Annotated in this window: 16 protein-coding genes and 1 tRNA gene; 16 read left to right on the forward strand and 1 reads right to left on the reverse strand. The window is 70.7% G+C overall.

What is annotated here, in order from left to right:
- Nucleotides 1-449 precede the first annotated feature (449 nt).
- Nucleotides 450-521 (reverse strand) — tRNA-Arg (locus tag ADK54_RS19675).
- A gap of 166 nt (nt 522-687) precedes the next feature.
- On the opposite strand from ADK54_RS19675, the gene ADK54_RS19680 reads away from it, so the two are divergent.
- The 16 genes from ADK54_RS19680 (at nt 688) to ADK54_RS19755 (ending at nt 19,706) form a co-directional block, all read left to right on the forward strand.
- Complete coding sequence (locus tag ADK54_RS19680; RefSeq protein WP_053726972.1) at nt 688-1,113, forward strand: response regulator; 426 nt, start codon at nt 688-690, stop codon at nt 1,111-1,113.
- Between the two features lie 89 nt (nt 1,114-1,202).
- Nucleotides 1,203-2,189, forward strand: coding sequence for an ArgS-related anticodon-binding protein NrtL (gene nrtL, locus ADK54_RS19685; RefSeq protein WP_053726973.1), 987 nt, complete (start codon nt 1,203-1,205; stop codon nt 2,187-2,189).
- A 68-nt stretch (nt 2,190-2,257) separates the two neighbouring features.
- A complete protein-coding gene (gene lysA, locus ADK54_RS19690) occupies nt 2,258-3,649 on the forward strand; it encodes a diaminopimelate decarboxylase (RefSeq protein WP_053726974.1) in 1,392 nt (463 codons plus the stop codon).
- Between the two features lie 98 nt (nt 3,650-3,747).
- Complete coding sequence (locus ADK54_RS19695; RefSeq protein WP_053726975.1) at nt 3,748-5,040, forward strand: homoserine dehydrogenase; 1,293 nt, start codon at nt 3,748-3,750, stop codon at nt 5,038-5,040.
- A gap of 6 nt (nt 5,041-5,046) precedes the next feature.
- A complete protein-coding gene (gene thrC, locus ADK54_RS19700) occupies nt 5,047-6,105 on the forward strand; it encodes a threonine synthase (RefSeq protein ID WP_053726976.1) in 1,059 nt (352 codons plus the stop codon).
- Between the two features lie 281 nt (nt 6,106-6,386).
- On the forward strand, nt 6,387-7,304 hold the full coding sequence (gene thrB, locus ADK54_RS19705) for a homoserine kinase (protein WP_053726977.1): 918 nt from the start codon (nt 6,387-6,389) through the stop codon (nt 7,302-7,304).
- Nucleotides 7,305-7,707: 403 nt separating this feature from the next.
- A complete protein-coding gene (gene rho / locus ADK54_RS19710) occupies nt 7,708-9,747 on the forward strand; it encodes a transcription termination factor Rho (protein WP_053726978.1) in 2,040 nt (679 codons plus the stop codon).
- A 222-nt stretch (nt 9,748-9,969) separates the two neighbouring features.
- Complete coding sequence (locus ADK54_RS19715; protein WP_053726979.1) at nt 9,970-11,712, forward strand: trypsin-like serine protease; 1,743 nt, start codon at nt 9,970-9,972, stop codon at nt 11,710-11,712.
- Between the two features lie 242 nt (nt 11,713-11,954).
- Nucleotides 11,955-13,064, forward strand: a complete 1,110-nt coding sequence (locus ADK54_RS19720; protein ID WP_053726980.1) for an LCP family protein — start codon at nt 11,955-11,957, stop codon at nt 13,062-13,064.
- A gap of 167 nt (nt 13,065-13,231) precedes the next feature.
- On the forward strand, nt 13,232-13,459 hold the full coding sequence (gene rpmE, locus ADK54_RS19725; protein WP_053726981.1) for a 50S ribosomal protein L31: 228 nt from the start codon (nt 13,232-13,234) through the stop codon (nt 13,457-13,459).
- Nucleotides 13,460-13,561: 102 nt separating this feature from the next.
- Nucleotides 13,562-14,641 carry a peptide chain release factor 1 gene (gene prfA, locus ADK54_RS19730; RefSeq protein WP_053726982.1) on the forward strand — a complete coding sequence of 360 codons (1,080 nt, stop codon included), beginning with the start codon at nt 13,562-13,564 and terminating at the stop codon, nt 14,639-14,641.
- A 32-nt stretch (nt 14,642-14,673) separates the two neighbouring features.
- Nucleotides 14,674-15,555 carry a peptide chain release factor N(5)-glutamine methyltransferase gene (prmC, locus tag ADK54_RS19735; RefSeq protein WP_053726983.1) on the forward strand — a complete coding sequence of 294 codons (882 nt, stop codon included), beginning with the start codon at nt 14,674-14,676 and terminating at the stop codon, nt 15,553-15,555.
- 46 nt (nt 15,556-15,601) lie between these two features.
- A complete protein-coding gene (locus ADK54_RS19740; protein WP_053726984.1) occupies nt 15,602-16,249 on the forward strand; it encodes an L-threonylcarbamoyladenylate synthase in 648 nt (215 codons plus the stop codon).
- Complete coding sequence (locus tag ADK54_RS19745) at nt 16,246-16,896, forward strand: low molecular weight phosphatase family protein (protein WP_053726985.1); 651 nt, start codon at nt 16,246-16,248, stop codon at nt 16,894-16,896. The genes ADK54_RS19740 and ADK54_RS19745 overlap by 4 nt, the downstream gene beginning before the upstream one ends.
- Nucleotides 16,897-16,947: 51 nt before the next feature.
- A complete protein-coding gene (gene glyA / locus ADK54_RS19750; protein WP_053726986.1) occupies nt 16,948-18,186 on the forward strand; it encodes a serine hydroxymethyltransferase in 1,239 nt (412 codons plus the stop codon).
- A 179-nt stretch (nt 18,187-18,365) separates the two neighbouring features.
- Nucleotides 18,366-19,706, forward strand: coding sequence for an MraY family glycosyltransferase (locus tag ADK54_RS19755; RefSeq protein ID WP_199826999.1), 1,341 nt, complete (start codon nt 18,366-18,368; stop codon nt 19,704-19,706).
- Nucleotides 19,707-19,810 lie beyond the last annotated feature (104 nt).

A 19,810-nucleotide genomic window follows, 5' to 3' on the forward strand; every position in this document is an offset into this window, starting at 1 on the left:
AGGGGGGACCCTGTGGGAGAGTAGGACGCCGCCGAACAAATTGTGGGGAAAGCCCCGCACCAGACCGTAGGAATACGGTCACGGTGCGGGGCTTTTTCGTGTTTCAGGGCAAGCGTTTCGGGGCCCGCGAGTGGAATACCGGAATACGTGCAGGTACCGACCGTGGCCGGCGCGGAGGCCGCGTACGGGGCCCTTGAGCCCCCTCGGCCCCTCTTCCCAGTTCTGGCCGCAGAAGGCGGAGGAAGGGCCAGCAGGCCGTCCTGCAGGGCCTCTTGATGCGTGGGAGGCCCGGCCCCGCTCTGGAGACGACACACAGAGGCCGCCGGAGAGGGCGCGGAAAGGACAACGACGCGGAAACGACGAAGAGCCGGACCCAGTTGAACTGGGTCCGGCTCTTGAAGTCTGGCACTTCGGCCGATCAGTGGTTTGACCACACTGTCCGGCTTCTGTGCCCCCGGCAGGATTCGAACCTGCGCACACGGCTCCGGAGGCCGTTGCTCTATCCCCTGAGCTACGGGGGCGTCCGCCGCGTTCGGCGGCGACGGGTAGAACCCTACCAGCTCTCCCGGGGTGGCTGTGAACAGGTATTTCGGTCCCTCCGGCGGACCGTGTCCCCCGGGTGGGGTGGAAGTCGGGAAAACCCGGACGCGGCGGCGTCCTCGGACCTAACCTCAAGGTGTGTCAGGCGTGTCCGGCCGGGTTCTTGTTGTCGACGACAACAAGGTCATCCGGCAGCTGATCAGGGTCAACCTTGAGCTGGAGGGCTTCGAGGTCGTGACCGCGGCTGATGGTGCCGAGTGCCTGGAAGTCGTCCACCGGGTCAGCCCCGACGTGGTCACCCTCGACGTCGTGATGCCCCGGCTCGACGGGCTCCGTACGGCCGCGCGGCTGCGCTCGGACCCCCGTACGAGCCGGCTGCCCGTGGCGATCATCAGTGCCTGCACCCAGTACGAGGTGGAGACCGGGCTCGCCGCCGGGGTCGACGCCTTTCTCGCGAAGCCCTTCGAGCCTGCCGAACTGGTCCGTGTCGTACGGCAGTTGCTGCACCGGGAGGCTCCGCCGTCTGCCGACGGCAGCAGGGAGCCCGGGCGGGCCGGCAGCACGCGGGGCTGACCCACGCTCCGCCGGCCCCGCGCGCCCGCCCTGCCCGTATGGCGAAACCGGTTCGCGGAGGGACCCCCCTTCTCCCATACGCTGGTCCCGTGACCCCCGCAGAGCTCTCCCGTACCGTCGTGCGCGTCGTGCGCAGCGCGGTCGACGAGGGTGCCCTGAGCGTGGCGGGCGACGTGGTGCCCGACGCCGTCAAGGTCGAGCGGCCGAGGCCGGGGGGCGGCGGCGACTACGCCAGCGGGGTCGCCCTCAAGCTCGCCGCCGCGGCCGGACTGCCGCCCCGCCGGGTCGCCGAAGTGCTGCGCCGGCGGATCGCCGACCAGCCCGGGATCGCCCTCGTCGAGATCAGCGGGCCCGGGTTCCTCAACATCACTCTTGACCGTGGCGGCAAGGACCGCGTCGTACGGCGCGTGCTCGAAGCGACGGCCTCGTACGGACACGGGGACGCACTGCTCGGGCAGAGCTACGACTTCGCCGAGGCTCGCGAGGAGCGGGCCCGGGTCGTCACCGACGTCGTCGTGCGGTTGCTGCGGTCCCAGGGGGCCCTCGCCCGCACCGTCGAGCACGGGGGACAGGTGCTTCCCCTCGTCGCCTGCCCCGAGCCCCGGCTCCGCGAGCTCGTCGGCGTCGATGCCGCTCGCTGGGCCATGCTCCGGCCCGCCCGGCACGATCGGCCCCGTATCGAGGTCGACGAGTTGCTCGCTCAGCGGGAGAGCAATGCGCTTTTTCGGGTGCGGTACGCGTACGCCCGGAGTCGTGCCCTCACGCGCAACGCCCTTGAGCTGGGGTTTCGGGGTGAGGTCGGGCCCGTACCCGACGGCGAGATTCTGCTCGGGCTGCTTTCCGATCACCCCGGGGTGCTCGAAAGCGCCGCCCGGCACCAGGCCCCGGACCGGCTTGCGCGGCAGCTCGAAGCCGTGGCCGACGGACTGCTCCGCTTCCAGCACGGCGTGCTGCCGCTCGGTGACGAGAAACCCTCGGCCGCCCACCGCAACCGGCTCGCCCTCGCCGAGGCCGCCGGGACGGTGCTGGCCGGCGGCCTGTCCCTGCTCGGCATCGACGCCCCCGAGTTTCTGTGACGTGCGCAGACACGGCCCGTCAGGCGCACACATGACCGCAGACGTGTAAGAGAAGAGACGTAGAGAACATGAGCCGATCCGCGCACCCCGCCGGCCCCCGTCACGCCGACGTGCTGACCGAAGGGCACTACTCCGCGCCGCCCGCCGACCTCAACTCCCTCGACCCGAAGGTCTGGTCGAGCACCGTCACCCGTGACAAGGGCGGCGAGCTGACCGTGGGCGGGCTCGAAGTGTCGCGGCTCGCCGAGGAGTTCGGGACGCCCGCCTACTTCCTGGACGAGGCCGACTTCCGTTCCCGGTGCCGGGCCTGGGCCGACGCGTTCGGGCGGGACGCCGACGTGTTCTACGCCGGCAAGGCGTTCCTGTCGCGGGCCGTGGTGCGCTGGCTGCACGAGGAGGGGCTCAACCTCGACGTGTGCTCCGGCACCGAGCTCGCCACCGCGCTCGACGCGGGAATGCCCGCCGAGCGCATCGCCTTCCACGGCAACAACAAGAGCGAGGCCGAGATCCGGCGGGCCGTCGAGGCCGGGGTCGGGCGGATCGTGCTCGACTCGTTCCAGGAGATCGTGCGCGTCGCGCACATCGCCCAGGAGCTCGGGAAGGTACAGAAGGCCTTCATCCGGGTGACCGTCGGCGTCGAGGCGCACACCCACGAGTTCATCGCCACCGCGCACGAGGACCAGAAGTTCGGCATCGCGCTGGCCGGCGGCCAGGCCGCCGAGGCCGTGCGGCGCGCCCTCAAGCTCGACGGGCTCGAACTGACGGGCATCCACTCGCACATCGGCTCGCAGATCTTCGACATGGCCGGCTTCGAGGTGTCCGCGCGCCGCGTCGTACAGCTCCTCGCCGAAGTACGCGACGAGCACGGCGTCCAGTTGCCCGAGATCGACCTCGGCGGCGGGCTCGGCATCGCGTACACCTCCGAGGACGACCCCCGCGAGCCGCACGAGATCGCCAAGGCGCTCACCGAGATCGTCACGCGCGAGTGCGACGCGGCCGGCCTTCGCGCACCCCGCATCTCCGTCGAGCCGGGCCGGGCGATCGTCGGGCCGACCGCGTTCACGCTGTACGAGGTCGGCACGATCAAGCCGCTCGAAGGGCTGCGGACGTACGTGAGCGTCGACGGTGGCATGTCCGACAACATCCGGACCGCGCTGTACGACGCCGAGTACTCGGTCTCCCTCGTCTCGCGCACCTCGGACGCCGAGCCGATGCTGGTCAGGGTGGTCGGAAAGCACTGCGAAAGCGGTGACATCGTGGTCCGTGACGCGTTCCTGCCCGCGGATCTCGCGCCGGGTGATCTGATTGCCGTGCCGGCCACCGGTGCGTACTGCCGCTCCATGGCCAGCAATTACAACCACGCGCTGCGCCCGCCCGTCGTCGCCGTGCGCGACGGATCGGCGCGGGTGATCGTCCGGCGCGAGACGGAGGAAGATCTCCTGCGTCTCGATGTCGGGTAGATGAAATAGTTGTCTCAGGATCCGGACCGGGGGCAGAAACCCCGGTCCGGTGAGTGAGACTGGTTCGCATTCCAGGTTTGAAGAGGAAACGAGGTCGGATGATGCGTACGCGTCCGCTGAAGGTGGCGCTGCTGGGCTGTGGAGTGGTCGGCTCAGAGGTGGCGCGCATCATGACGACGCACGCCGACGACCTCACGGCGCGCATCGGCGCTCCCGTGGAGCTCGCCGGGGTCGCGGTCCGCCGGCCCTCGAAGGTGCGCGAGGGCATCGACCCCGCCCTGGTCACCACCGACGCCACCGCCCTGGTCAAACGCGGCGACATCGACGTCGTCGTCGAGGTCATCGGCGGCATCGAGCCCGCCCGCACGCTCATCACCACCGCCTTCGAGCACGGCGCCTCCGTCGTCTCGGCGAACAAGGCGCTGCTCGCCCAGGACGGCGCGGCGCTGCACGCGGCCGCCGTCGAGCACGGCCGGGACCTGTACTACGAGGCCGCCGTCGCCGGCGCGATCCCGCTGATCCGCCCGCTGCGCGAGTCGCTCGCGGGCGACAAGGTCAACCGCGTGCTCGGCATCGTCAACGGCACGACCAACTTCATCCTCGACAAGATGGACTCGACGGGCGCCGGCTACCAGGAGGCCCTCGACGAGGCCACCGCGCTGGGCTACGCCGAGGCCGACCCGACCGCCGACGTCGAGGGCTTCGACGCCGCCGCCAAGGCCGCCATCCTGGCCGGGATCGCCTTCCACACCCGGGTCCGCCTCGACGACGTGTACCGCGAGGGCATGACCGAGGTGACCGCCGCCGACTTCTCCTCGGCGCGCCAGATGGGCTGCACCATCAAGCTGCTCGCGATCTGCGAGCGGGCCGCCGACGGGGGCTCGGTGACCGCCCGCGTCCACCCGGCGATGATCCCCCTCGACCACCCGCTGGCGTCCGTGCGCGGCGCGTACAACGCGGTGTTCGTCGAGGCCGAGGCCGCCGGACAGCTCATGTTCTACGGGCCCGGCGCGGGCGGCGCTCCGACCGCCTCGGCCGTCCTCGGTGACCTGGTCGCGGTCTGCCGCAACAAGCTCAGCGGCTCCACCGGGCCCGGTGAGTCGGCGTACACGCAGCTGCCCGTGAGCCCCATGGGCGATGTCGTGACCCGCTACCACATCAGCCTCGACGTGGCCGACAAGCCGGGCGTGCTCGCCCAGGTCGCGACGGTCTTCGCCGAGCACGGGGTGTCCATCGACACCGTCCGCCAGTCGGGGAAGGACGGCGAGGCCTCCCTCGTCGTCGTCACCCACCGCGCGGCCGACGCGGCCCTCACCGGGACCGTGGACGCCCTGCGCAAGCTCGACACCGTGCGTGGTGTCGCCAGCATCATGCGTGTTGAAGGGGAGTAACCAGCAATGACCCACCAGTGGCGCGGAATCATCGAGGAGTACCGGGACCGGCTCCCCGTCTCCGCTACGACGCCGGTCGTCACCCTCCGCGAGGGCGGTACGCCCCTCGTGCCCGCGCAGGTGCTCTCCGAGCGCACGGGCTGCGAGGTGCACCTCAAGGTCGAGGGCGCGAACCCGACCGGTTCCTTCAAGGACCGCGGGATGACGATGGCGATCACCCGGGCGAAGGAGGAGGGCGCGAAGGCCGTCATCTGCGCCTCCACCGGCAACACCTCGGCCTCGGCCGCCGCCTACGCGGTGCGCGCCGGCATGGTGTGCGCGGTGCTCGTGCCGCAGGGCAAGATCGCGCTCGGCAAGATGGGCCAGGCGCTCATCCACGGCGCCAAGATCCTCCAGGTCGACGGCAACTTCGACGACTGCCTCACGCTGGCCCGCTCGCTGTCCGACAACTACCCGGTGGCGCTGGTCAATTCGGTCAATCCAGTGCGCATCGAGGGCCAGAAGACGGCCGCGTTCGAGATCGTGGACGCGCTCGGCGACGCCCCCGACATCCACGTCCTGCCCGTGGGCAACGCCGGCAACATCACGGCGTACTGGAAGGGCTACAAGGAGTACGCCGCCGACGGCATCTCGACGCACACCCCGCGCATGTGGGGCTTCCAGGCGTCGGGTTCGGCGCCGATCGTGCGCGGGGAGGTCGTCAAGGACCCCTCGACGATCGCCACCGCGATCCGCATCGGCAACCCGGCCTCGTGGCAGTTCGCGCTGGCCGCGCGGGACGAATCCGGCGGTTTCATCGACGAAGTGACGGACCGTGAGATCCTGCGCGCGTACCGGCTGCTCGCCTCGCAGGAGGGCGTCTTCGTCGAGCCCGCCTCGGCCGCCTCGGTGGCCGGGCTGCTCAAGGCCGCCGAGCGCGGTCTCGTCGACCCGGGCCAGAAGATCGTGTGCACGGTGACCGGAAACGGCCTCAAGGACCCCGACTGGGCCGTCGCGGGCGCCCCGCAGCCCGTCACTGTCCCGGTCGACGCGGCGGCCGCGGCTGAACGCCTCGGTCTGGCGTAGTTCCCTTACGCATCGGCGTCGCGTATGCGTCCCGCATCGCCGGGACGCATACGTAAAGCCGGACAAGCCCGCACGTAGGGGCACAGGGGGCTCGCGACACGCATCGTGCGCCTCCTGTGCGCCCTATGTCGCCACAGAACCTTCCTTCGATAGGCTGTACTCAACCCGCCCCGCCGCATATGCCGTGGTGCAGTTGCCCACGTGGCCCTCGGGTGTTTTGTACGTCTTCGAAAATCTCGCAGCAGACACCAGCAGCAGCCTCACAAGGAGTCATCAGAGCGATGGCCGGTCCCGCATTCCGCGCCGCCGCCGTACGGGTGCGCGTCCCCGCCACCAGTGCCAACCTCGGCCCGGGCTTCGACTCCCTGGGCCTGTCGCTGGGGCTGTACGACGACGTGGTCGTCCGCGTCGCCGACTCCGGCCTGGCCATCGACATCGCGGGCGAGGGCGCCGAGACGCTGCCCCGCGACGAGAGCCACCTGCTCGTACGGTCCCTGCGCACCGCGTTCGACCTGCTCGGCGGGCAGCCGCGCGGTCTTGAGGTCGTCTGCGCCAACCGCATTCCGCACGGCCGCGGCCTCGGCTCCTCCTCCGCCGCCATCTGCGCGGGCATCGTCGCCGCGCGCGCCGTGACCATAGGCGGTGACGCCCGCCTCGACGACGCGGCCCTGCTTGAGCTCGCGACCGAGATCGAGGGACACCCCGACAACGTGGCCGCCTGTCTGCTCGGTGGGTTCACGCTGTCCTGGATGGACGGCGGAGCGGCCCGCGCGATCAGGATGGACCCGGCGGATTCCGTCGTTCCGGTGGTCTTCGTGCCCGGCAAGGCGGTCCTGACGGAGACGGCCCGCGGCCTGCTTCCGCGCACCGTTCCGCACGTCGACGCCGCGGCCAACGCCGGCCGGGCGGCCCTGCTCGTGGAGGCCCTGACCAGGCGTCCCGAGCTGCTGCTCGCGGCCACCGAGGACCGGCTCCACCAGGAGTACCGCGCACCGGCGATGCCGGAGAGCGTGGCACTGGTCAACCGGCTGCGCGCGGACGGCGTCCCCGCAGTCATCTCCGGCGCGGGGCCCACGGTGCTCGCGCTGGTCGAGGACGGTGCGGCCGACAAGGTCGCACGCCTGGCGGGGGAGGGGTGGGCCGCCAACCGGCTCAGTCTCGACGCCGCGGGTGCGAGCGTCCTGCCGCTCGGATCGTAGGTACGGGCGCAGGGAGCACGGCTTGCCGGTGAACGAGAGGGGGAATGTTTGTTGGATCCGGTAGTGTTAACCTCAAGTCTGCATCGGTCGTCTTCGTGGCGCGGTGCTTCGTGTCCCCTTCAGGGACCGCCATTCTTCCGAGAGCCTCCCCAACTGCCTGCGCAGCCTGCCTGAGCAGTTTCGAGCACGCTCCGGAACCGGCACGACACCCCACGCTTTTTCCCAGCAGGGGCCGAGTAGGGGGATCTCGGGCCGGAACCCACGCACGTTTACCTCTCCGCCGTACGCGGCGGACCACCGCCCCGGCACGATCCGTGGTCGACAAGATCACAGGCCGCAGCCGGACAGCACAACCGGTCGCCGAGCCAGACAGGCCGACGTCCGCTCCAGGGAAGGACCCTTCGTGAGCGACACCACCGATCTGATGGGCGTGACTGCCGACAGCTCTGTCGACACCGCCGCGCCCGCCGCAGGTGCTGCCTCTGGCACCACCTCACGGCGCCGCCGCTCCGGCACCGGCCTCGACGGCATGGTCCTGGCCGAGCTGCAGCAGGTCGCGTCCGGCCTCGGCATCAGGGGCACCGCGCGCATGCGCAAGAGCCAGCTGATCGAGGTCATCAAGGAGGCGCAGGCCGGAGGCGGTTCCGCGGCTCCGGCCAAGGGCGCTGCCTCTTCCGCGGACGCCGAGGCCAAGCCGAAGCGCCGTGCCACCTCCAAGGCCCGTACGGGCGAGGAGGCCGCCGCGCCCGCCGAGAAGCAGCCCGCGCAGCAGCAGATCGACATCCCCGGCCAGCCCGCCAGCGACGACCAGCCCGTCGGCGAGCGTCGTCGCCGCCGTGCGACCGCGCCCTCCGGCAGCCCCGAGTCCGCCTCGGCCGCTGTCGAGACCGTCACCAAGACGGAGGCCAAGGCCGAGGTCAAGACTGAGGCTCAGCCCGAGGCGAAGGCCACCGAGGCGGTCGAGTCCGCCGAAGGCCGCCGCGACCGCCAGCGCGGCGACCGCGGTGAGCGCGGCGACCGCGGAGACCGCCGCGACCGTCAGCGCGGCGACCGCGGTGAGCGGGGCGAGCGCGGGGACCGTCAGCGCGGCGAGCGCGGCGGCAAGGGCGAGGACCAGCAGGGCGGCCAGCGCCAGCAGCGCCAGGGCGGCCAACAGCAGGGCCAGCAGCAGAACAACGGCCCGCAGGACGACTTCGACGACGACGGCAGCCGCCGTGGCCGGCGCGGACGCTACCGCGACCGCCGTGGCCGCCGTGGTGGACGCGAGGAGTTCGGCGCCGAGCCGCAGGTCGCCGACGACGACGTCCTGATCCCCGTCGCGGGCATCCTGGACATCCTCGACAACTACGCGTTCATCCGGACGTCCGGCTACCTGCCGGGCCCGAACGACGTGTACGTCTCGCTCGCCCAGGTCCGCAAGAACGGTCTGCGCAAGGGTGACCACGTCACCGGCGCCGTCCGCCAGCCCAAGGACGGCGAGCGCCGCGAGAAGTTCAACGCCCTGGTGCGTCTCGACTCGTCCAACGGCATGGCGGCCGACTCGGGCCGCGGGCGCCCGGAGTTCAACAAGCTGACCCCGCTGTACCCCCAGGACCGGCTCCGTCTGGAGACCGACCCGGGCGTGCTGACCACGCGGATCATCGACCTCGTGTCGCCGATCGGCAAGGGCCAGCGAGGCCTGATCGTGGCCCCGCCGAAGACCGGCAAGACCATGATCATGCAGGCGATCGCCAACGCGATCACCCACAACAACCCCGAGTGCCACCTGATGGTCGTCCTGGTCGACGAGCGTCCGGAAGAGGTCACCGACATGCAGCGGTCGGTGAAGGGCGAGGTCATCTCCTCGACCTTCGACCGCCCCGCCGAGGACCACACCACCGTCGCCGAGCTGGCCATCGAGCGCGCCAAGCGTCTCGTCGAGCTCGGTCACGACGTGGTCGTGCTGCTCGACTCGATCACCCGTCTGGGCCGTGCGTACAACCTGGCGGCCCCGGCCTCCGGACGCATCCTGTCCGGTGGTGTCGACTCGACCGCGCTCTACCCGCCGAAGCGCTTCTTCGGTGCCGCGCGCAACATCGAGGACGGCGGCTCGCTGACCATCCTCGCCACCGCGCTCGTGGAGACCGGCTCGCGCATGGACGAGGTGATCTTCGAGGAGTTCAAGGGCACCGGCAACATGGAGCTCAAGCTCGACCGCAAGCTCGCCGACAAGCGCATCTTCCCGGCGGTGGACGTGGACGCGTCCGGCACCCGCAAGGAAGAGATCCTGCTCGGCAGCGACGAGCTCGCGGTTGTCTGGAAGCTGCGCCGGGTGCTGCACGCGCTCGACCAGCAGCAGGCCATCGAGCTGCTCCTCGACAAGATGAAGCAGACGAAGTCGAACGCCGAGTTCCTGCTCCAGATCCAGAAGACGACTCCGGGTCCGGGCAACGGCAACGACTAGCAATTCCCGCTCCACCAGGGCCAGTTGAGAGCGCCCCCGTCATTTCGGTGACGGGGGCGTTTTTTGCGCAGTACTATCAGCGGGCCGTAAGTGGGGGGAACGTATTACTGATACGCCACTGAGCCGCCGAGCTCTGCCCTGGGCTACCGCCGGGCAGGGCTTTTCGCTTTTTGGCGCGCCTGCTCCCCTTCGCATTTGCGGGTCAACCCATGGGGAGATCGAATGACATCTGGCAGGCGGAGGGTGCGCAATGCCCTCCCTGCGGCGACCGCCGTATTCGCACTGGGATCGCTGGCCCTCGGGGCCGCACCGGCCCAGGCATCGCAGGCTCCACCGGTGCCGGGCAAGCAGAGCGTCCAGGCACCACCGGCCCCGGCCTCCCAAGCAGAACTGAAGGCCCGGCTCAAGAGCGCAACCAGCCATTTCAAACCGGCTGCGAAGAGCCCCGCGCCGGGTGCCTCCAAGGCGCCCTCCAGCCAGGACCCGAAGATCATCGGCGGTACGCCCGCCGCGGTCGGCGAGGCGCCCTGGATGGTTCAGCTCTTCTACAACGACCCGGTCACCAACCAGGGCATGTTCTGCGGCGGCACCCTGGTCGCCCCCGGCAAGGTGCTCACCGCCGCGCACTGCGTGGCGGGCCGGGACTGGACGAAGAACGGCGTCATCCTGGGCGGCACCACCGAATACCCGCTGAACGGCGACCTGCACGGCGGCCAGCTCGTCAACGTGGCGCGCCAGTGGTCGAACCCCGCGTACGACGCGGGCGCCCTCACCGGGGACGTGGCCGTCCTCACACTGGCCGCGCCGCTGCCGTACCAGACGCTCCAGCCGGCCGCGTCCGACGAGAGCGTCGCCTACCAGCCGGGCACCCCGGCCACCGTGTACGGCTGGGGCCGCATCAGCTCCACCAACCAGGACGTCTCGATGTCGCTGCTCAAGGCGACGATCCCGGTGCAGGCCGACGCCACCTGCGCCGCGTACTACAACCAGGCGCCCGAGAACTCCTTCGTCGCGGGTCAGATGGCCTGTGCGGGCAACCCGGCGAGCGGCGCCGACGCGGGCACCGTCTCGCCCTGCAACGGCGACTCCGGGGGCCCGCTGATCGTGGGCAACCGCATCGTGGGCGTGGTGTCCTGGGGCCGCGAGGACTGCGTGGCGGCCGGCTCGTACAGCGTCTACTCGAAGCTCAGCACCTTCGCCGGGCTCGTCGGCCCGCGCATCGACGACACCGACCTGAACTTCGACGGGCGCGCCGACCTGTTCGCCCGCAACGACGCCACCGGCGAGGGCTTCGCGTACTACTCGCAGGGCATCACCATCGGCAACCGGTACTCGCTCGGCGACTGGCGCGGCTACGACCTGGTCCGTCAGACGGACCTCGACCGGGACCAGCGCCAGGACTTCGTCCTGCGCACCACCGGCGGGCACCTCGACTGGTACCACTACAGTGCGGCCGCCAACGCCACGGTTCACCAGGACCTGGGCGGCGGCTGGGGCGCGATGAAGTCGATCGTGCTGCCGGGCGACCTCAACGGCGACACCCTGACCGACCTGCTCGCGGTCGACACGAGCGGGCAGCTGTGGCTCTACCCGGGCAAGGGCGACGGCACCTTCGGCAACCGCTCCGCCCTCGGCGGCGGCTGGGCCCCGCTGGTCCTGGTCGGCAAGGGCGACTACAGCGGGGACGGCAAGGCCGACCTGCTGGCCCAGGACACCTCCGGCAAGCTCTGGCTCTACCCGGGCACCGGCCGAGGCGCCTTCGGCAACCGCTCCCTCGCGGGCTCGGCGGGCTGGACCTTCCCGGCGTACGCGGCCACCGGCGACGTGGACGGGGACGGCAGGGCGGACCTCTTCGCGCGCGACGGCGCGGGGGTGCTCTGGCTCTACCCGGGCAACGGGCGCGGCGCCTTCGGCGACCGCTACCAGGTCGGCGGCGGCTGGAACGGCTACAGCCTCATCGGCTGAGGCGTTCGCCACACGCCCCACGTTCGCGGCGGCTCCGGGCACAGCCCGGAGCCGCCGCGAACGTGCAGGTGAGAGCGGTGGGCTCAAGGCCGACTTGCGGGCCGGGCCCGATGCGCTCTTATGGCCTTCTTAGAACCCTGTGCAACCCTGCTTGGTGCTTCGGCGTCGTACAAGTGTCGACAATCCGTGCCTGAAGGCCTGGGCAGGGGGTATCCGGAGGAGCACCGAGAACTGAGGAGACCATGGGCGAGCAGGGCACACGCAGCAGCCGAATACGCGGGGCGGGCAAGCGCCGCAAGCGGCCCAGCACGCGCCGTCGCGCCGTGAAGATAGCCGCTTGGAGCGCGGCAGGCGTCATCCTCGTCGGCGGCGGGGGCCTCGGCTACGTGTACTTCAAGCTCAATGGCAACCTCAAGGGTGTCGACATCAACGCCCAGCTGGGCACCGACCGCCCGCAGAACGTCGACAACGGCTCGATGGACATCCTGGTCCTCGGCTCGGACTCGCGGGCCGGCGCCAACAAGGAGTACGGCCAGGACGAAGGCGGCGCCCGGTCCGACACCGCGATGGTCATCCACGTCTACAAGGGCCACAAGACCGCGAGCGTCGTCTCCATCCCGCGCGACACCCTGATCACCCGCCCCTCGTGCACCGCCCCCGGCGGCAAGACCGACCCGGGCGCCAAGCGCCAGATGTTCAACACGGCGTACGAGGTCGGCGGCCCGGCCTGCGCGGTCAAGACCGTCGAGCAGATGTCCGGCATCCGCATGGACCACTACATCGAGGTCGACTTCACCGGCTTCAAGAAGCTCATCGACCAGCTCGGCGGGGTGCCCGTCACCACCAACAAGCCGATCAAGGACGACAAGAGCCACCTGAACCTCCCGGCCGGGAAGCACACCCTCAACGGCGAGCAGGCCCTCGGCCTCGTGCGCACCCGGCACGGCGTGGTCGGCGACGGCAGCGACCTCGGCCGCATCCAGCTCCAGCAGGCCTTCATCAAGGCGCTGATCGGCCAGATCAAGAGCGTGGGCGTGTTCAGCAACCCGGCCAAGCTGTACGGGCTCGCCGACGCCGCCACCAAGGCGATCACCACCGACTCGGAGCTGAGCTCGATCAACTCGCTGATCGGCTTCGCCAACGGCCTCAAGGGCCTGGACGCCGCGAACGTCAAGATGATCACGATGCCGGTGCAGTACGACAAGGTCGACCCCAACCGCGTCAGCCCGCTCGCCAAGGAGTCCCAGGAAGTCTGGGACGCCCTCGCCAAGGACCAGCCGATCCCGGCGTCCGCGACCGCCGACTCGGCGGGCGACAAGGGCACCGCGGGCGGCTACGTCGCGAGCCAGTAGCGCCCGCCGCCGCCCCTTGGCGGTTTTCGGACGCTCCGGGAATAGATGCGCATCCACCCCGGTTTTGGGAGATGCGGCCAGTCCTGGCAGACTGGTACGTCGGCCCCGGTTCACGTATGCGCAATCCGCGCCTGCGACCCGGCGCCCTCCCGAACCTAGGAGACACCTTGAAGCGCGACATCCACCCCGAGTACGTCGAGACCCAGGTCAGCTGCACCTGTGGCGCGGCTTTCACCACCCGTAGCACGATCGGCGGCGGCTCCATCCGCGCCGAAATCTGCTCCGAGTGCCACCCGTTCTACACGGGCAAGCAGAAGATCATGGACACCGGCGGCCGTGTGGCCCGCTTCGAGGCCCGCTTCGGCAAGGCTGCTGCCGGCTCCGCCCAGAAGTAGCGAGCCAACTGCGCCGGTCCGCGGCGCCTCCGTTCCGGGGGCGCTGCGACCGGCGCTTTGCCGTCCAGCCCTACTTCTTCGTTTGAACCCCAGGAGCCACCGATGTTCGAAGCGGTCGAGGACCTTATCGGCGAGCACGCCGATCTTGAGACGAAGCTCGCCGACCCTTCGGTCCACGCCGATCAGGCCAACGCGCGCAAGCTGAACAAGCGCTACGCCGAGCTGACGCCGATCGTCGGGACCTACCGCGCCTGGAAGCAGACGGGTGAGGACATCGAGACGGCCCGCGAGCTCGCGGCCGACGACCCCGACTTCGCCGCCGAGGTCAAGGACCTGACCGCGCAGCGCGAGGAGCTCACCGAGAAGCTCCGCCTGCTCCTGGTCCCGCGCGACCCGAGCGACGACAAGGACGTACTCCTGGAGATCAAGGCGGGTGCGGGCGGCGACGAGTCGGCCCTGTTCGCCGGCGACCTCCTGCGCATGTACCTGCGCTACGCCGAGCGGGTCGGCTGGAAGACCGAGATCATCGACTCCACCGAGTCCGAGCTCGGCGGCTACAAGGACGTCCAGGTCGCCGTGAAGACCAAGGGCGGCAACGGCGCGACCGAGCCCGGCCAGGGCGTCTGGGCGCGGCTGAAGTACGAGGGCGGCGTGCACCGCGTGCAGCGCGTGCCGGCCACCGAGTCGCAGGGCCGCATCCACACCTCCGCCGCCGGCGTGCTCGTCACGCCCGAGGCCGAGGAGGTCGACGTCGAGATCAACATGAACGACCTCCGCATCGACGTGTACCGCTCCTCGGGCCCCGGCGGCCAGTCCGTCAACACGACCGACTCCGCCGTCCGCATCACGCACGTCCCGACCGGCGTCGTCGCCTCCTGCCAGAACGAGAAGAGCCAGCTCCAGAACAAGGAGCAGGCCATGCGCATCCTGCGCTCCCGGCTCCTCGCCGCAGCTCAGGAGGCCGCCGAGCAGGAGGCCGCCGACGCCCGCCGCAGCCAGGTGCGCACCGTCGACCGCTCCGAGAAGATCCGGACGTACAACTTCCCGGAAAACCGCATCTCGGACCACCGGGTCGGCTTCAAGGCGTACAACTTGGACCAGGTGCTCGACGGTGACCTGGACGCGATGATCCAGGCCTGCGTCGACGCGGACTCCGCCGCCAAGCTCGCGGCCGCCCAGTAATTCCACCCCCGTACGACTGCCGGAGGACCAGCGTGCAGCAAAACTCTGGGGGGCGACCCCCAGGCCCCCGAAGCGTGCTGCTTGCCGAGGTGGCCCAGGCCACCCAGCGGCTGGCCGACGCCGGTGTGCCCTCCCCGCGCTTCGACGCGGAGGAGCTCGCCGCGCACATCCACGGCTGCAAGCGGGGAGAGCTGCACAACGTCAAGGACGCGGACTTCGACGCGCGCTACTGGGAGGCGATCGCCCGCCGCGAGGCCCGCGAGCCGCTCCAGCACATCACCGGCCGCGCCTTCTTCCGCTACCTCGAACTCCAAGTGGGGCCAGGGGTGTTCGTGCCCCGGCCGGAGACCGAGTCTGTGGTCGGCTGGGCCATAGACGCCGTGCGCGCGATGGACGTCGTCGAGCCGCTCATCGTCGACCTGTGCACCGGATCGGGCGCGATCGCGCTCGCCATGGCGCAGGAGGTGCCGCGCTCGCGCGTGCACGCCGTCGAGCTGTCCGAGGACGCCCTGGAGTGGACGCGGAAGAACGTCGAGGGGTCCCGCGTCGTTCTCCACCAGGGCGACGCGCTCACCGCGCTGCCCGAGCTGGACGGCCAGGTCGACCTGGTCATCTCCAACCCGCCGTACATCCCGCTCACCGAGTGGGAGTACGTCGCCCCCGAGGCGCGCGACCACGACCCCGAGCTCGCGCTGTTCTCCGGTGAGGACGGTCTCGACACCATCCGGGGCATCGAACGCACCGCGCACCGCCTCCTGCGGCCCGGCGGGCTCGTCGTCATCGAGCACGCCGACACCCAGGGCGGCCAAGTGCCGTGGATCTTCAACGAGGAGGCCGGCTGGGCGGACGCGGCTGACCACCCCGACCTCAACAACCGCCCGCGCTTCGCCACGGCCCGCAAGGCCACACCGTGATCAGCCGCGACACCCAGACCGTGTATGTGTACGAGGAGGCCCGCTAATGGCTCGGCGATACGACTGCAACGACGCGACCGACCGCACGACCGGTCTGCGCGAAGCCGCGTCCGCCGTACGCCGCGGCGAGCTCGTGGTGCTGCCGACGGACACCGTGTACGGGATCGGCGCCGACGCGTTCAGCTCGCAGGCCGTCACGGACCTGCTCGCCGCCAAGGGCCGCGGCCGCAACATGCCCACGCCCGTGCTCATCGGCTCGCCGAACACCCTGCACGGCCTGGTCACCGACTTCACCGAGCAGGCCTGGGAGCTCGTCGACGCGTTCTGGCCGGGCGCCCTGACCCTGGTCGCCCGCCACCAGCCGTCGCTGCAGTGGGACCTCGGCGACACCCGGGGCACCGTCGCGATCCGGATGCCGCTGCACCCGGTCGCCATCGAGCTGCTCACCGAGGTCGGCCCGATGGCCGTCTCCTCCGCCAACCTGACCGGCCACCCGGCGCCCGAGGACTGCGACGCCGCCCAGGGCATGCTCGGCGACTCCGTCTCCGTGTACCTGGACGGCGGCCCGACCCCGGGCATCGTCCCGTCCTCGATCGTCGACGTGACCGGCAAGGTCCCGGTCCTGCTGCGCGCGGGCGCCCTGGACGCGGACGAGCTGCGCAAGGTGGTACCCGATCTTGAGGTGGCCAATTGACCGCCCCTGAGGGGCGTGGCATAGGCACGGTTCACCCCGCGGGGAACTCGTTCCGCATCCTCCACGTCAGCACCGGCAACGTCTGCCGCTCGCCGATCACCGAGCGGCTGACCCGCCATGCCCTGAGCGACCGGCTCGGGGACCCGTACACGGGCGGCCTCATCGTGGAGAGCGCCGGCACCTGGGGGCACGAGGGCGCCCCGATGGAGGCCAACGCCGCCGCCGTCCTCGCCGACTTCGGCGCGGACGCCACCGGCTTCACCGGGCGCGAACTCCTCGACGAGCACGTCATCACCGCCGACCTGGTGCTCACCGCCACCCGCGACCACCGCGCCCAGGTCATCTCGATGGGCCACTCGGCGGGCCTGCGCACCTTCACCCTGAAGGAGTTCACCCGGCTCGTACGGGCCATAGACCCGGCCACGCTGCCCGACCCCCTCCAGGAGGGCATGGTCGAGCGGGCGAGGGCGCTGGTGCGGGCCGCGGCCGCGCTGCGCGGCTGGCTGCTCGCCCCGAGCGCCGAGGCCGACGAGGTCAACGACCCGTACGGCGCCCCGATCACGTTCTTCCGCTCCATCGGCGACGAGATCAACCAGGCCCTGGACCCGGTGGTCACCGCCCTGACGGGCGTTCCGACCCACCACTGAGACGCGCCATCACACCGGGCGCGCGGGGCAGCCGAGACCTACGCTGGGTGCATGTCCGTCACCTCCGCAGTTGGCACTGAACTCGCGGGGTTCGACGCCCTCAGGCGGCAGGACCCCGAAATGGCCGACGTGCTGCTCGGCGAGGCCGAGCGGCAGGCCGCCTCGCTGCAGTTGATCGCCGCCGAGAACTTCACCTCGCCGGCCGTGCGCGCGGCCCTGGGCTCGCAGCTGGGCAACAAGTACGCCGAGGGATATCCCGGCGCCCGCCACCACGGCGGCTGCGAAGTCGTGGACGTCGCCGAGCGCATCGCCGTCGACCGCGCCAAGGCCCTGTTCGGGGCCGCCCACGCCAACGTACAGACGCATTCGGGGACTTCGGCGGTCCTGGCGGCCTACGCGGCGCTCCTGAAGCCGGGAGACACCGTTCTGGCGATGGGGCTCCCCTTCGGCGGACACCTCACGCACGGCTCGCCCGCCAACTTCTCCGGGCGCTGGTTCGACTTCGTCGGGTACGGCGTCGAGCCGGACACCGGGCTCATCGACTACGGCGAGGTGTGGGACCTGGCGGTCGAGCACCGGCCCAAGGCGATCGTGTGCGGCTCGATCGCCTACCCCCGCCACCCGGACTACCAGGCCTTCCGCGAGATCGCCGACGACGTGGGCGCCTACCTCATCGCGGACGCCGCGCACCCGATCGGCCTGGTCGCCGGGGGAGCGGCGCCCAGCCCGGTCCCGTACGCCGACGTCGTGTGCGCCACCACCCACAAGGTGCTGCGCGGGCCGCGCGGCGGGCTGATCCTCTGCGGCAGCGACCTGGCCGCCCGCATCGACCGCGCCGTCTTCCCGTTCACCCAGGGCGGCGCCCAGATGCACACGATCGCCGCCAAGGCCGTCGCCTTCGGCGAGGCGTCCACCCCCGCCTTCGCGGCGTACGCCCATCAGGTGGTCGCCAATGCGCGCACCCTCGCCGAGGGGCTGCTCGCCGAGGGGTTCGGCGTGGTCACCGGCGGCACCGACACCCACCTCCTGCTCGCCGACCCCGCGCCGTTCGGCATCGACGGCCGCACCGCGCGCGGCCGGCTCGCGGGCGCCGGGCTCGTCCTCGACAGCTGCGCCCTGCCGCATGTGGACGCCCGCGGCATCCGGCTCGGCACCGCCGCCGTCACCACCCAGGGCATGGGGGAGGCGGAGATGGCCAGAATCGCGGTGCTGTTCGCGATGGCGATGCGAGAGGATCCCAAGGCGCGGGCGGAGGCAAGGGAACTGGCGGAGAGATTCCCCCCTCCTTGAGCCTGGATAAGGGTCCTGTTTTCAGCGCCTCGGGACCGTTTCACAGGGTTCGCATAAAGGAAGAAATGCGGGCTTATCCCCGCTTCGGCGGGGTACCTGCAACCATCCGCCGGATCCGAATGTCCTCAACAACATGCGCGCGAAGCTAGGGTGTGGGGCTGAGATGGCCAGCGATACCTCTGGGGCAGCCCGTGCGTGAATACCTGCTGACGCTCTGCGTCACGGCCGCGGTGACCTACCTGCTCACCGGGCCGGTGCGGAAGTTCGCCATCGCCGTCGGTGCGATGCCGGAGATCCGCGCGCGCGACGTGCACCGGGAACCGACGCCGAGGCTCGGCGGCATCGCCATGTTCGGCGGCCTGTGCGCGGGCCTCCTCGTGGCCGACCACCTCGACGGCCTCAACCCCGTCTTCCAGTCCAACGAACCGCGAGCCCTGCTGTCCGGCGCCGCGCTGATCTGGCTGATCGGCGTCCTGGACGACAAGTTCGAGATCGACGCCCTGATCAAGCTCGGCGGCCAGATGATCGCCGCGGGCGTCATGGTCATGCAGGGCCTGACCATCCTGTGGCTGCCCATCCCCGGCATCGGCTCGGTCTCGCTGACCTCCTGGCAGGGCACCCTGCTCACGGTCGCGCTCGTCGTGATCACCATCAACGCGGTGAACTTCGTGGACGGCCTCGACGGCCTGGCCGCCGGCATGGTGTGCATCGCGTCGGCGGCGTTCTTCATGTACGCCTACCGGCTCTGGTACGGATACGGAATCGAGGCGGCCGCCCCCGCCACCCTGTTCGCCGCTGTCCTCATGGGCATGTGCGTGGGCTTCCTGCCGCACAACATGCACCCGGCCAGGATCTTCATGGGCGACTCGGGCTCGATGCTGATCGGCCTGGTGCTCGCGGCAGGCGCGATCTCCATCACGGGCCAGGTCGACCCGGACGCGATGAAGCTCAACTTCGGCGGCACCCGCGATGCCACCCACGCGATGCTGCCGGTCTTCATCCCGCTGCTCATGCCGCTGTCGATCATCGCGATCCCGATGGCCGACCTCGTACTCGCGATCGTCCGCAGGACCTGGAACGGGCAGTCGCCGTTCGCCGCGGACCGCGGGCACCTGCACCACCGGCTCCTGGAGATCGGGCACTCGCACAGCCGGGCGGTGCTGATCATGTACTTCTGGTCGGCCCTCATCGCGTTCGGTGCGGTCGCCTACTCGGTGCACTCGGCGTCGATGTGGATCGTGCTCGTGATCGTCGCGCTGAGCGCGGTCGGGCTCGTCCTGTTGCTGCTGCCGCGGTTCGCGCCGCGCACCCCGCAGTGGGCCGAGCGGTTCGTGCCGCCGCGCTACCGGCGCGTGCGGGGCGAGCCGGAGACGGTGCACTCGCTTGCCTCCGCGGAGGACGACGAGGTGCGAGGCGAGCGCACTCCTGTGGCCGCTGGGGTCTCCGGCGTCAACGGGGCGACCGCGATCGGCCCCCGTTCGCGTTTCCCCGACCGACGGAAGACCGGTGCGTCGCGCTGACGAATTGCCGCGTCGACGCCCAATACCAGACATCTCGCCGCCCGTTGCGCACAAACGCGCAGCATCACTCTCAAGTGTGATGGGCAGCACACTTCCATGGTAAA

Source organism: Streptomyces sp. WM6378, from assembly GCF_001279695.1.
Classification (GTDB): Bacteria; Actinomycetota; Actinomycetes; order Streptomycetales; family Streptomycetaceae; genus Streptomyces.